The following is a 14,671-nucleotide window of genomic DNA, read 5'->3' as shown; positions in this document are numbered from 1 at the left end:
GTGACATTCCTCTGATTTCATCCTGCTCTGTCTTCGCTTCATAAAAATTATGGCTCACCGGTTTATTCCAGATCACCTGATAAATTGCTTTTTTCAGTTCCGAATCTGTGCAGCCGCCGCGCATAAGCCCCCGCAGGTCTGTACCTTTCTGATACTGGAGACATCCTTTCATGAATCCTTCGGATGTAAGACGTACTCGATTGCACTGACTGCAGAATTTGTGGGTCATGGCACTGATAAATCCGATTTTTCCCTTAAATCCTGCGATTTCATAGTAATGGCATGGGCCGTTTCCGTAGCGTTCATTGACTGCATGCATCGGACCGTAGGCTTCTTCCAGTACTGCTTTGATAGATTCTTCATCCTGGAATGGGAACTGTTTTCCAAATCCGATTGGCATCATCTCGATAAAGCGCACATGGATTGGATATTTCTGCGCCAGTCCTGCAATCCCGATGAAGTTTTCTTTTTCCTTGATCACCGGAACGCTGTTGATCTTCAGGGAAAGTCCCGGATGTGCAAGTGCTGCTTCGATTCCCTCAAATACCTTTTCCAGTCCGTCACGTCTCGCTACTTTTTTGAACAGTTCCGGATCCAAAGTATCCAGACTGATATTAATGGCGTCAATTCCTGCATCCAGTAATGCATCCAGCTGCTCAGCGAGCAGGATTCCATTTGTTGTTAATGTCACTTTCTCAATTCCCGTGATCGCCTTGATCTGTTTTGCAAGACTTGCACAGCCCTTACGAACAAGAGGCTCACCGCCTGTCAGTTTAATCTTACGGATTCCCAGATTTGCTGCGCACCTGCAGATGCGGAGAATCTCATCGTATGTGAGGATTTCTGCATGAGAAAGGGATTTTACGCCTTCTTCCGGCATACAGTAAATGCATCTCAGATTACATCTGTCTGTCAGGGAAATCCTTAAATAATCTATTTCTCTTCCATATTTGTCTATCATCGGCTCTACCTGCCTTTTACTTTCTAATAATTGATTTTCCTGTTACCGGATACGGGTGAACCGCAACCTTTGTAACCTTTTCTTCTGTTATTCGCCGTCAAAATCACAGGCAATATTTTCTCTCATAATCGTTTGACACTCCATACTCCGCAGTCTATACTTAATGTATCAAGATTATTAAAATCCTTACCGGACGAAAGGAACTGTCCTATGAAAATCAACGAACAATACCACAACCTGAATCTGCTCGAGAATGTTACCTATGAGTTTCTGGGTCGTGACGGAGAAACTCATGAAGAAACGGAACCAATCCTTGTGGAACACATGATGGATGTATATGTAAATGAACGTCTGACCATGAAACTGGTCTGTATCCCACAACATCTGACAGAACTGGTTCTCGGCCGCCTCTTTACGGAAGGTATCATCTCATCTGCCGAGGATGTGGAGCAGATCTACATCTGTGAATTCGGCAAACGTGCCCGCGTGATCCTGAGTAAAAATAAATCCGGGCAGTCTCATGAGGAAAATGAAGATTATGTTGCTCCTACTCCGACCTGCTGCACCGGAAATCGTGTTCTTAATGATTATTTTATCACAGATCAGCCAATGACGCCAGTTACACCTGTCCCATGGAAAAAACAGTGGATCTTTGATCTTGCAGACTGTTTCGCCAATGGTACCCCGCTTCACAGCCAGACCTGGGCAACTCACAGCTGTTTTCTTGCCTGTGACGGAGAACTGCTCTTTCAGTGCGAAGATATCGGACGTCATAATGCTCTGGATAAGGCCATCGGTTATGCCCTGCGCCATAATATTGACCTGAAAAAATGCGTGGTTTATTCCAGTGGACGTATCCCTACAGATATGGCGATCAAGGCAATCCGCGCCGGAATACCGGTTCTGGCAAGCAAGGCATCCCCTTCCGCCGAGGCAGTTGCCATGGCCAAAGAATACCACCTTACCCTTATCTGTGCCGCGCGACGTGACCGTATGAAACTCTTTACCGGAAATAATCCGACAGAATAAATTCTGCAATACACTCTGCATTGTCCAGTTCAAAGAATGGAACATTTTCCAGTACAGACAGTGCATCTCTTTCCTCTGCATCCAGGTTTGTGGCGATCGCCATCAGTTTCTTTGGATTGCAGACACTTTCTGCCGAATTTCCCTTACGGATAATTTCAATTTTCGGATAAGTACTGTATTTAAATCCTTCCAGTAAGATCAGATCTGCCTCCGGAAAAAATTCTGCCAGCTCTTTTTCGGAAATCTGCGGCTGCTGTTTTACCAGCATATATTTGCCTGCTGAAAAAACTGCTGTGCCGTAGGCTCCGGACTGAAGCTGACAGTATGTATCCGTTCCTGGTACGTCCGGCACGAAATCATGCCCGTCATGCTTCAACACCGCCACTTTAAGGCCCTTGTCTTTAAAAATCTCCAAAAGCCTGCAGATCAGAGTTGTTTTCCCTGAATTCTTTACACCGCTGATTGCAAATATTCTTTTTCTTTCCACCTGTTTGCTGCTCCTCTCAAAGCAAAATCGCGCCCACTTTATCCCCTGCGTTCAGGCTTCTGCTTTCCTGATTTTCCATGGTTTTTGTATCAATCAGGCAATTGCAGCCGGCCATGGAACTGAGGACTCCGTTAGAGTGAAGACCATTGGGAAGATGAAATTTTCCATTTTCCAGATATGCCCGGATAAAGCGGCGGCCCTTGATTCCTTTTTCAAAGTTATCAGCCATAATGCCATTTACTTCTTTCAGACCGATTGATGGATCCTGCATCATTTTTTCCAGTGCAGGACGAATCAAAAGTTCTATGCTGACTGCAACACCAAAAGGATTTCCGGAGAGACTGATGATCGGAATCTCTCTTTCTGAAGCGCAATGATCTGTTGCAGTTATATCGGAAGTCTTTTTATATGCAGAAAACAGTGTAGGCATTCCCGGTTTCATCTTTACCCTCCAGAAAATCCGCTCTGCCCCCATCAGTCTCAGGGACTCATGCATAATGTCCTTCTTGCCTACAGATACACCTCCCGTAGTGATGATCATATCTGCCACTTTTGCTGCTTCTTTTAATTTCTCAGACATAACCGTCGGATCATCTTTGACTGCTTCCATATGGAAAGATTCGATTCCCAGTTCACGCAGTCTGGCAGACAGCATTGTCATATTGCTGTTGTAAATTTTTCCTTCCGGCAATGGAATTCCCGGTTCTACCACCTCATCTCCTGTAGTCAGAAGCACGATTCTCGGCTGACGGTAAACCGGCACTTTCGCCACTCCCATTCCGGCCAGAATTGCTGCCTCCACATATCCGATATGTGTTCCTTTTTTCAGAAGTGTAGTTCCTTTTTTAAAATCCTCTCCTGCGAAGCAATAATTACTCCATCGCTTCTGTTCGCTGTAAACTTCTACCGTATCTTCGCCATAATCGGTATCCTCCTGATAAATACAGCAATTGCAGCCATTGGGTATTGCAGCACCTGTCATAATGCGCACTGCCTGTCCCTGCTGGATTTCTCTTTCCGAATACTGTCCGGCATCAATCTCTTCCATGACTTTCAGCCTCACCGGATGCTCTTTAGCGGCACCTGCAAGGTCCTCTGCCTTACACGCATAGCCATCTACCGGAGAGCGGTCAAAAGGAGGATTGTCAAACCCTGCCACCATATCCTGCGCCAGGACTCTTCCCCCTGCTTTATTCAGTTCTGTTTCTTCTGTCTCGTTTATTACAGGCGTAATGCTGCAGAATCTGTTCCACTGCCTGTTCTACACTGATTCCCTCCACGCACTAATTCCTCCTCTTGTATATTACATTTTTTATAGTCTTTTCAATACCTTTATAACCACCGGGTCAATTGACGGATATATTATAGCAATCCTCTGAAATAATGCATCTTAATCCAGCTCATCAGAGTGTGAAATCCTGCGTCAGATATCTTTGCCGTGCGTCAGCACGCCTGCAGATATCTTCCTTGTCTTTCGCACTCTGCTGAACTGTTCTTAAATGCATTATTTACGAGGATTGCTATAGTTTTACCCTTTGAACTCTATAGCAATTTCAGAGAATAATATCACTAAGATACTCCATTAGAGCCTTATTTTTCATAAACCAGATTGTCTTCAGTATTTCGGAAATTGCTATAACATCATAATATTCAGCCCACTGCTGAAGAATTACATATTTTTCATCTCTGTTGGAGAATGATTTCTCCTTCTCTCAGCCTCCCTGCCTCCAGAATCTGACAGAATACAAACCAGGGTTCCATGGGCGTGCATACCTTTTCTCCCTTATAAGCATCTGATGCAGGACCGCCCGCACCGATCCTGACTGCTTCCAGAAGTACATCTCCACAACGAAATCTGTTCCCCTCCGCAATACTGTTCCAGTCAATCCCTTCCACAAGGAGATTTTCTCCAAACCGGCCATATCTGAAATCTTCTCCTGAATGTTCAAAATATTCTTTTACTTTCTCATAAGGAAGAAGACTGACCTGCTTTCTTCCGCCCATTCCATAATGCACATCTCCCACAAGTCCCTGCAGATCAGCTTCGCATTCATGAATGTTCTGCGAGCAGGTCTTGCGTTCCTTACTGATGCATACACATAATATCTTCGCCATTTTCTGTCTCATCCTTCCTGATGTGTTACTGTTCACTCCGTTCACAGCAACACGCTTCGCGATGCACAGAATTTATGCTAATCGCATAAATTCGCGCGGTATGTCTCGGGTTTTCTGTGACCTTCGCTCACAAAAAACACCTCGCGGGATATTACCAGTGAACAGTAACCCTGATATCTCTTTATAAAACCACGTACTGCTGTTTTTCCTGCTTTCTCAGATCGCCCAGAATGCAATATTCACATTCTTTCCTGCATTCTGCAGATGCTCCACAAGTTCTTCTACTGCCTGTTCTTTCCTTTTTTCTGTGATTCCCAGTTCCACGTTACTCTTATTGATAGCACCACCGAAGTAGAAATTAATATCCGTTGCCTGCTCAAACAGCATCATACCAAGCAATGCTGCCGCATCCTTTTTTCGTTTCAGCCTGTTAAAGGACAGCCTGTCCTCCATCCATTCTTCACAATATTCAAGTAAATGCTCAATCGTAAGAAATCCCTCTGTCACCAGCTCTGTACCTTCCAGCTTATAATAGGCAGGAACGTCTCCGCAGGCAGTTTCACTAAGAGAGATCAGCTCTTTATCCAAATACCTAGCAGCACACTGTGCAGTAGTTCCGCCGCAGATTACATGATATCCCTCTGAATCGAAAAAGGACTTCAGATATCGCTCATCATGTTCCTCCTTACTTGGCGGACCGATCATAAGGTTTACCACCTGTTTATGCCGCATCCGCAGAACAATGGCTGTAATATCATCATCCGTTTCATTCAGATTCAGATCCAGGCTGGCCTCTGCCAGATAGCCTGCCATCTCCTGTGCGCTCATCCCTTTATGGTACTTTGCCCTGCAGAAAGCCATTACATCATCTCTTCCCCAGCCGCCGTTGGTAGTTTTTCCCATTCCCGCATTGGTGACACCGTCGGACATAATGATCAGCATATCCTCATCTTTCAGTTCAAAACAGCTTTTATGGATTTCCTTCTCTTCGATCATACTTGTCTCCACCGGATAATCAAAGAGCTCGCCATCCCGGATCAGAATTGCATCCGGATTATCAAACTGATAAAGGCTTACCTGTTTCCCCTGAAAATTCAGCACTGTAAAGGTGGCATATGCCAGATTTCTCACACTGCACACAGGAAGCGTTTTTGCCACTGCACGCACTGCCTCATCCAGTTCCACCTGATTAATGATCATGGTACTGAGCATGGTCGCAGTCAGCGTGGAAAGGATATTCGCCTTTACTCCGCTCCCAAGTCCGTCAGAAAGCACCAGAACATGGTCTTCATCATTTTCTTCAATCTTATAGCAGTCCCCACAGAGAAATTCTTTCTTTTTATTCAGGCTCACATGACCAAAATCCATGCATAAGCCGTCAAATTCCACATTCAGTCCATGATGCTTATTTCTTTTCATTCTCTTCTTCACTCTCCAGAAGTATGGTATTTTTCAGTTTTTCTACTGCCACTTTGGTGTCCGCAGCAGTTTCTCCAAGAAGTCCGGCGATCTGCTGCACGATCTTCAGCTGTTCTTCTACCAGCTTATCTGCCATACGCGCAGCTTCAATCTGGGCATTATGAATCTGATCTTTATGCTTCCGCTCCTTTGTAATATCCTTCATAATGCAGAGAATCATTTTATTTTCTTTATCATTCGTCATTACGCGATCCAGATAACATTTCTGATCCTCCAGATAAATCTCATCCTGCATCAGATTCCGTTCAAAAGCCAGTATACTCGCCAGACTGTAATCATTCATGATCTCCGATACCGGTTTCCCGATCAGGCGCCGCTTTTTCGGCATATTGAACAATTTGGACGCCGCCTCATTCATCTGAATGATCTTCAGATTATAATCCACAGTTACCAGAAGTCCGGGCATGGCATTAAAGACTTTATTGGAGTAACTTTCCTGTTTTGCCCGCATATATGGAATACACATGGCAACCTCAGCCTTATTCTGGATAATGGCAATTGCCTTTTCCCTGCATGTGTTGTACCCGCAGGCACCGCAGTTTAATTCATCCTTTGGAGAAAATTTTCCCATTTCCGCCAGAGCATCCCTGATTTCTTCCTCTGAGACCTCTTCCTGTTCCTGTGCAGAACAGTAACCGAAATTCTTTCTCAGCTCAAATCCCGGAAGTTCATAGTCTCCCTGCTCTCTGTGAAAATCTTTTCCAAAGGCTGCATTCTTCACTGCCAGAACATCTGCCAGATAATGTCCCTTCTTCATCTGGAAAGAAGGACCTGCCACACAGCCGCCGCTGCATGCATACATCTCAAGAAAGCAATTTTCAAAATCCTCCGGATGAAGTTCTTCCAGAACCTCCCTGCACTGCTCCATCCCACTTACAGAAAGCCTGCGGATTCCCTTTACAGCCCCAAGCAGGTCTGTTAAACCGTCCGCAATGGCGATTTCTCTGGAACGGTAGGCAATCTGCTCAGGTTCTTTCTCAGTTATGGAAATCCCTTCTTTTTTCATCCATTGCACCAGCTCTTCCAATGTAATCACATAATCCACTTCATTTCCTGAGTCTCTCAACTCTGACATAGCTGAAATACAGGGACTTACATAGACAATCTCTGCCTTCGGATATTTTTTTTTCAGATAACTGGCATGAAACTGCATCATAGAGGCAGACTGTACCAGATTTCCCAGAAGATGCGGATAGTGTTTCTTGACAAGCTGTACGATTACAGGGCAGGCAGAAGAGATCATTATTCCCGGCTCTTTCTGTTCCGCAAAAAGTGCTCTGTACTGCGAAATCATCAGGCTTGCACCTTCTGCTGCATCCGCTGCATCTGCAAATCCCAGCTTCTTCATCGCTTCCCTTATTCCATTGATACCGGTTACCCCAAAACATGCCAGATATGCTGGATGAAGAGAGGCTATAACCTGCGTCTTATTCTCCATTGCATTGCAGATTGCAGGAATCATATTCTGCTCTTCCTTGGCATCCTGCGGGCAGACAAGGATACACTTCTCACAGTAAATACACTGACTTTCTATGATCCTGGCCTGATGATCATGAACACGTATCGCCTTGACCGGGCAGTTCCGGACACATTTGTAACAATTTTTACAACTGACTTTTTTAAACTGAAGGATTGACTGAAATCTCTGCATGCCTCGTACTCCTTATTATGTAACACTATATTTTTCACAAAAAATTATCTGTAACCGTTCCGTATTTTCACAGAATGATGTACTGCCAAATGATTATTTTTGCCTTTCCATAAAGGAATATGGAGCTGCCGCAAGGACAGCAGATCCATGTGCGACAGCCCCATATAATATTTACGATATCAGATCCGGAACTTTGTCTCCGATATTGTTTTATGCTTTCTCAATCTTAATTGCGCATACCTTATATTCAGGAATTCTTGCGTATTTGTCAAGTGCGGCGTTGGTCAGCCAGTTTGCATTTCCATCCGGGAAGTGGAATGGCATCCAGCTCTCACCCGGTGAGGTCTTTGTACCTACACGAGCGGTAGATTCAATGGATCCTCGTCTGGAAGAAACTCTGACTTTATCACCGTTTTTGATACCCAGCTTATCGGCATCTACGATGTTCATTTCGATAAATGACTTACCTTCTATCTCCATAAGCTCAGGTGTCTTTCCTGTCATGGCTCTTGTTGTGTAATGATACAGAATACGTCCTGTCATAAGGATGATCGGATATTCCTTATCCGGAAGTTCTGCTGACGGTACATATTTTGCAGGGTAGAACCAGCCAAGACCGCGGGAGAATTTACCAACATGCATGATCGGTGTTCCCGGATGATCCTTGGAGGTACATGGCCACTGAAGTCCCTGTCCATGAACTTCTTCACTGTCAAGACGTTCATGGCTGATACCTGCGAAACTCGGTGTCAGGGATGCGATCTCATCCATGATCTGAGCAGAAGTCAGATGTGGCTGCGGATATCCCATGCGGTTCATCAGATCAATAATAATATCTGTATCCAGTCTCATCTCTCCAGGTACTGTGACAGCCTTGCGGACTCTCTGTACGCGGCGCTCTGTATTGGTAAATGTACCCTCTTTCTCTGCATAGCTTACACCAGGAAGGATAACATCTGCATACTGAGCTGTCTCTGTCATGAAAAGTTCCTGAAGTACAAAGAAATCAAGACTCTTTAATGCTTTGATAATGTGTGTGGTATCCGGATCAGTAACTACCGGGTCCTCACCATAGATATACAGACCTTTGATCTCGCCTGTGATTGCTTTCGGGAATACATCAGTTGCATGAGTTCCTATATTCGGATCAAGTTTTACACCCCATGCTTTCTCAAATTTCTCACGAACTGCAGGATCAGTAACCTTCTGATATCCTGGATATACATTCGGCTGAGCGCCCATATCGCAGGCACCCTGTACGTTATTCTGTCCACGAAGCGGGTTAACACCACAGCCTTCACGTCCAAGCTTACCAACCATCATTGCCATATTGGACATGGACATAACGCCCTCTGTACCTGTGGAATGTTCGGTTACACCAAGACAGTAGATGATTGGAGCGCGGTCAGCTTTTGCATACATGATCGCTGCTTTTCTCAGATCGTCTGCGTCAATGTGGCAGATTTCAGCTACCTTCTCAGGTGTGTAATCTTTTACGATTTCCTTTAATTCTTCAAAACCTTCGGTACGCTCTGCAATGAACTTGTCATCCTGAAGACCTTCAGAAAGGATCACATTCATGATGCCGTTTGCAAAAGCAACATTTGTACCAGGTTTCAGTTTCAGATGGATATCTGCTTTCTTAGCCAGACCGATATCACGAGGATCAACTACGATCAGCTTGCAGCCTCTCTTGATGGCCTGACGGATCTGCATGCCGACTACAGGATGTGCTTCCTCAGGGTTGGAACCAACCAGCATGATCAGATCTGCATTCTTTGTGATATCCTCAATTGGGTTTGTCATGGCACCTGAGCCAAGAGTCATCGCAAGACCTGCTACAGATGCGGAATGACATACACGTGCACAGTTATCTGTATTGTTTGTGCCGAAGCAGCAGCGAACCATCTTCTGTACCATGTAAATATCTTCATTCGGTGATCTGGAGCATGCAAAACCAGCAAGGGAATCAGAGCCGTACTGTTTCTTGATCTCCATAAATTTAGAAGCAACAAGATCCAGTGCCTCATCCCATGTTGCACGTTCGAATTCACCTGTCTCTTTATTCTTGATCAGCGGATATTTAATACGCTCCGGTGACTGTACGAAATCGAAACATCCACTGCGTCCCTTAACACAGAGCAGTCCTTTGTTGGACGGTCCGTTTACAGCTTCTGTATCTACAATCTTTCCGTCTTTTACAAGGAGATAATACTGGCAGCCTGTTGCACAGTGAGGACAGGTAGTGAGAACCTTCTTGTCAATCTGGTATGGACGATATTTCTTTCTGCGCTTCATGGTTAACGCACCTGTCGGACAGGCCTGAACACAGTTACCGCAGGATTCACAGATACCTTCGTTCCATTTATGCTTGTAATGTGCACCGATCACTGACTGGAAACCACGGTCCATAGTATCGATCGCACCTCTTCCCACGATTTCCTTACATGTATTCACACAGCGATGGCAGAGAATACACAGGCTTGGATCATAGGTAAAGAATTTATTGGTATCATCGATGGGCATATCCTTCATTTCACCGGGATAGCTTGTCTCAGTCACACCATATTCAAAACAGTAGTCCTGTAATTTACAGTCGCCGTTTGCCTCACAGGAGAAGCAGTGTACACGGTGGTCGGAAAGAAGGAGGTCGAGAGTATCTTTACGATATGCAACTACCTTCTCTGACATTGTCTGTACTTCATCACCCTCTGAGCAGCGAAGTGTACATGCCGTATCAAATTTGGTTCTTCCGTTGTTTGTTACTTCTACCACGCACAAACGACAGGAACCATCCGGCAATACATCTTCCAGATAGCAGAGTGTAGGAATCTCCACTCCGATCTGTCTGGCAGCCTGCAGAATGGTCGTACCTTTTTCCACTTCTGCAGGAATTCCATCTATTGTCAAATGAATCATCTTTTCACCCTCCTTAATTCACAGAAATTGCGCCGAATACACAATTTTCCAGACATGTTCCGCACTTAATACACTTGGAGGTATCAATGCTGTGAGGCTCTTTCTTATTGCCTGTGATCGCACCAACCGGACAGTTTCTCGCACACTTGGTACATCCTTTACATTTCTCAGGATCAATCACATAAGAACGCATTGCCTTACATACATGAGCCGCGCACTTTTTATCAACGATATGCTCTACATATTCATCTCTGAAGTTCCTTAATGTGGAAAGTACAGGAAGCGGTGCACTCTTTCCAAGTCCGCAGAGTGAACGGTCCTTGATGAAGTTTCCAAGATGCTCCAGTTTATCCAGATCCTCTACTTCACCCTTTCCGTCTACGATCCTCTCAAGGATCTCAAGCATACGCTTGGTACCGATACGGCAGGGACCACATTTACCGCAGGATTCTCTCTGGGTAAAGCCCATAAAGAAACGTGCAACCTCTACCATACAGGTATGTTCATCCATAACAACCAGACCACCGGAACCAACGATCGCACCGTATTTCTTAACAGAGTCAAAATCAAGGGGTACATCCAGATGTTCTTCTGTCAGACATCCACCGGATGGTCCGCCGATCTGAACAGCCTTAAACGCAGCACCGGATTTCAGTCCTCCGCCGATATCAAAGATAATTTCCCTTAAAGTTGTTCCCATCGGAACCTCGATCAGACCTGTATTCTCAATAGAACCTGTCAGTGAGAAGGTCTTTGTTCCAGGAGAACCTTCTGTACCGATACTTCTGTACCAGTCTGCACCTTTGAGAATGATCTCCGGAATATTTGCATAAGTTTCTACGTTATTCAGAACAGTAGGTTTCGCCCAAAGTCCCTGCTCAACCGTACGTGGCGGTTTTACACGGGGCATACCTCTGCTTCCTTCGATAGATGCAGTCAGGGCAGAACCTTCACCACATACGAAAGCACCTGCACCACGATTGATATGCATATGGAAGGAGAATCCTGTTCCAAGGATATCATCGCCTAACAGTCCCACTTCTTCCAGAACTGCGATAGCGTGTTTCAGTCGTGCTACTGACTGGGGATACTCTGCACGTACATAAATATAACCATGCTGTGCTCTTACTGCGTAAGCTGCAAGCATCATACCTTCGATCAGACGGTAAGGATCACCTTCCATTACAGAACCATCCATGAATGCTCCCGGGTCACCCTCATCACCGTTACAAACTACATAATGAACAGGATCAGCCTGGCGTGCTACCTGAATCCATTTCTTACCTGCCGGGAAGCCGCCGCCGCCACGTCCGCGGATACCGGATTTATCAACCTGATCAATGACCAGATCCGGATCCATCTCAAACATTGCTTTCTCCAGAGCCTGGAAACCGCCGCTTGCTATGTACTCATTCAGAGATTCTGCATCAAACTTACCACAGTTTTTCAGAACAATACGGGTCTGTTTCGCGATAAACGGAATATCTTCCGGTCCGCGGCTTACTTTACCGCCTTTCTGGTAAAGCAGTCTCTCGATAGTCTCATTACCCTGAACACTCTTCTCAAAAATCTCCTGGCAGTCTTCGATCTGAACCTTCGTGTACTGGATCACATCGTCGCCTTTCTGGATACGAACAAGTGGTCCAAGTTCACAGACACCCTGACATCCTGTTTTCTTTACACCTACATGTGCATCTTTGTCATGAGGTCCAAACTCAATGGTAACTCCCGGAGCATCTTTGGCAATCTCCATGAATTTCTCATAGATTTTCTGAGAACCGGTTGCCACACATCCGGTACCTGAACAGACAAGAATACGACAGTCATAAGAATTAAGTTCTTTCACAGCTTCTTCTCTGATCTGCTCCAATACTTCCTTATTCTGGATCATCCCTGTTCGCCCCCTCTCAGTTTATCAATCAGCTCATCTGCCTTCTCCGGAGTCATTCTCGGATATACCTCTTCATTGACCATCATAGTCGGTGCAAGTCCGCAGGCACCAAGACAGGAAACTGTTTCCACAGTAAACATCATATCGTCTGTCGTCTTCTTTGTCTTTGACAGCCCCAGTTTCTTATAAAGTTCCTCCAGAACCGGTATTGATTTTCTTACATGACAGGCTGTTCCGTCACAGACCTTGATCACATATTTACCTTTCGCATCAAATGAGAAATTCTCATAGAATGTGGCAACACTGAACGCTTTCGCTTCTGTCACACCGATCTGCTCCGCAACATATGTAAGCAATTCTTCCGGGAGATATCTGTACACCCCCTGAATATCCTGCATGATCGGAATCAGTGATGCCGGCTTTTTACCATAGAAAGCAATGATCTCATCCGCTTTCTGATAAAATGACTGATCTAGCATTTCGCACCCTCCTTATACCTGTTTTTTCTCTTTTTATTGCACTCTTTACATATTGTAACGTTAATTATATGCCTTTTTCGTCATTTTCACAAGCGCATTTATAGAAATTTTCTAATTTTTTATCATTTTCCTCTATAGATGTTTGTTTTGTTTGCTCTAATTTTTATCAGCTTTGTTCAATACTAAACCATCTCAGATGTAAACCCAACTAAACTGAATCAAACTGAATAATTTGTTACTGTTTGCGCACCACTATCCCGAGACATACAAGCCAAAATTCCATTGCCGCAGACAATTTGGAATGAATTTTGGCTATGTTACTGAGAACGGAGTAAACAGTAATGTACGTGGTGTGTGTACAATGTCAGGAATATTATGATTGTGCTATGATTCTGCCTGTGTCTACACTGTCCATATGATATTAGTGGCAAAAGATAAGTGTTCCGTTCTCACTGAAAATATCCGGATAAAGGAGGAGGTAAGTATGTTTTCTTTGAAAGAAAAAGAAGTGAATACAGGACGTCAGAGGGAACTTGATCTGGTAAAGGGTTTCCCGTCGATCATGATAGTATTTATACATTCATTTCAGACAATAGGTGGTGTCGCAGCAGCCGAATCAAATGTACATAAGATTCTGTTTGCGCTCTTCATGCCGACAGGTGCCTGCCTGTATCTGTTTACCATGGGATTCGGAAGTGCTTTCACACGCCATTCCCAGCCCAAAGATATGGTTAAAAACGGCATAAAGCTGTTATTCTATCAGGGATTAAGCAATTTATGCTATGCAGCTGTAATGACAATCAGTTTTAATATAAGAAATTCCATTACAGTTGAAGCTGGCAGGCAGCAGAGAATTATATGACGCAAATCTTTATTCCATGCTTACATTCGTAAATATATTCTTTATAGCCGGTATGTGCTATCTGGTGCTTGCGGTCTACAGGAAATTAAATGTAAGCTTAAGGGGATATGTCATAAGTGCTGTAATAGTCGGAATCATATCACCATTTACAAAGTTGCTGGTTTCTGATGATCCGGCAATTAACTGGATCCTGGATATGACTTTCGGTGGAAAAGGTGAAACCAGCTTCTGCTTCTTCCCATATTTGAGTTATGTATTTCTTGGATATGTTTTTGGAAAAGTGCTCAGAAGAATCCCTGAAGATGAAAAAGGAAACTTTTATAAAGAAAGCGGGATCATATGTGGGATTACTGCGGCGGTATGGTTTATATGCTGCATTGTACTACATCCGGGCATTGAGGGATTCTTTAATTATATGATCGAACAATACAGAATCCCGGGGCTTGCAAAGGTGCTCGGAAGTTTCTGCAGTATCATATTTGTGTTTGCAGCTGCATTTCGTATCATGCCAATGATGGAAAAATGGAAATTCGGATATAATAAACTGTGTTATTACTCAAAACAGATTTCAAAGATGTATGCCGTACATATCGGAGTTTACTGGACACTTGCCGGTTTTGCTGCTTTTTACGAATTTGGGGTAAAAGAATGCCTGATATTGTCAGTGGCAGCACTGATCGTGACTGATCTTCTTGTACATGGATACATCATAATTACAGATAAAATAAAAAACAGAAAATAGCAGAATGCATTTTATCTGCACAAAAAACAGACCACATTTTATGATCTTTGTTTCAT

The 14,671-nt window shown here is 44.2% G+C and carries 12 protein-coding genes; 3 read left to right on the top strand and 9 right to left on the bottom strand.

The window, feature by feature from the left end:
• Positions 1-961, bottom strand: a 961-nt coding sequence (gene moaA, locus AC075L_RS10470) for a GTP 3',8-cyclase MoaA (RefSeq protein ID WP_476387626.1), incomplete at its 3' end; no start/stop codon positions are given.
• Positions 962-1,171: 210 nt separating this feature from the next.
• Here moaA and fdhD point away from each other — a divergent pair.
• Positions 1,172-1,990, top strand: coding sequence for a formate dehydrogenase accessory sulfurtransferase FdhD (gene fdhD, locus AC075L_RS10465; RefSeq protein WP_226852729.1), 819 nt, complete (start codon positions 1,172-1,174; stop codon positions 1,988-1,990).
• Here the strand turns inward: fdhD and mobB are convergent.
• The 8 genes from mobB to AC075L_RS10425 form a co-directional block, all read right to left on the bottom strand.
• Positions 1,965-2,477: a molybdopterin-guanine dinucleotide biosynthesis protein B gene (mobB, locus tag AC075L_RS10460; RefSeq protein ID WP_022380641.1), complete on the bottom strand. Its 513-nt coding sequence runs from the start codon at positions 2,475-2,477 to the stop codon at positions 1,965-1,967. The two genes, fdhD and mobB, sit on opposite strands and share 26 nt — an antisense overlap.
• 16 nt (positions 2,478-2,493) lie before the next feature.
• A complete protein-coding gene (locus tag AC075L_RS10455) occupies positions 2,494-3,651 on the bottom strand; it encodes a molybdopterin molybdotransferase MoeA (RefSeq protein ID WP_476387627.1) in 1,158 nt (385 codons plus the stop codon).
• 506 nt (positions 3,652-4,157) lie between these two features.
• The gene (locus tag AC075L_RS10450; protein WP_128866312.1) at positions 4,158-4,592 is read right to left on the bottom strand and encodes an MOSC domain-containing protein; all 435 of its coding nucleotides are present in this window, start codon (positions 4,590-4,592) and stop codon (positions 4,158-4,160) included.
• A gap of 216 nt (positions 4,593-4,808) precedes the next feature.
• On the bottom strand, positions 4,809-6,011 hold the full coding sequence (locus tag AC075L_RS10445) for a PP2C family protein-serine/threonine phosphatase (RefSeq protein ID WP_476387625.1): 1,203 nt from the start codon (positions 6,009-6,011) through the stop codon (positions 4,809-4,811).
• Positions 5,998-7,722 carry a [Fe-Fe] hydrogenase large subunit C-terminal domain-containing protein gene (locus AC075L_RS10440; protein ID WP_476387624.1) on the bottom strand — a complete coding sequence of 575 codons (1,725 nt, stop codon included), beginning with the start codon at positions 7,720-7,722 and terminating at the stop codon, positions 5,998-6,000. The genes AC075L_RS10445 and AC075L_RS10440 overlap by 14 nt, the downstream gene beginning before the upstream one ends.
• A gap of 210 nt (positions 7,723-7,932) precedes the next feature.
• Positions 7,933-10,641: a formate dehydrogenase subunit alpha gene (fdhF, locus tag AC075L_RS10435; RefSeq protein WP_476387623.1), complete on the bottom strand. Its 2,709-nt coding sequence runs from the start codon at positions 10,639-10,641 to the stop codon at positions 7,933-7,935.
• A gap of 13 nt (positions 10,642-10,654) precedes the next feature.
• Positions 10,655-12,532, bottom strand: coding sequence for an NADH-quinone oxidoreductase subunit NuoF (locus tag AC075L_RS10430; protein WP_022380635.1), 1,878 nt, complete (start codon positions 12,530-12,532; stop codon positions 10,655-10,657).
• Positions 12,529-13,011 carry a complex I 24 kDa subunit family protein gene (locus AC075L_RS10425; protein WP_008706192.1) on the bottom strand — a complete coding sequence of 161 codons (483 nt, stop codon included), beginning with the start codon at positions 13,009-13,011 and terminating at the stop codon, positions 12,529-12,531. The genes AC075L_RS10430 and AC075L_RS10425 overlap by 4 nt, the downstream gene beginning before the upstream one ends.
• A 484-nt stretch (positions 13,012-13,495) precedes the next feature.
• Between AC075L_RS10425 and AC075L_RS10420 the strand changes: the two genes are divergently transcribed.
• Positions 13,496-13,873, top strand: a complete 378-nt coding sequence (locus tag AC075L_RS10420) for a heparan-alpha-glucosaminide N-acetyltransferase domain-containing protein (RefSeq protein ID WP_476387622.1) — start codon at positions 13,496-13,498, stop codon at positions 13,871-13,873.
• Positions 13,842-14,615 (top strand): hypothetical protein, encoded by a 774-nt coding sequence (locus AC075L_RS10415; protein ID WP_476387621.1) that lies wholly within the window; start codon positions 13,842-13,844, stop codon positions 14,613-14,615. The genes AC075L_RS10420 and AC075L_RS10415 overlap by 32 nt, the downstream gene beginning before the upstream one ends.
• The last annotated feature ends 56 nt before the right edge of the window (positions 14,616-14,671 follow it).

Source organism: Blautia sp. ZXY-1-B12 (genome assembly GCF_056339915.1).
This window is presented reverse-complemented; position numbering and strand designations above follow the sequence as displayed.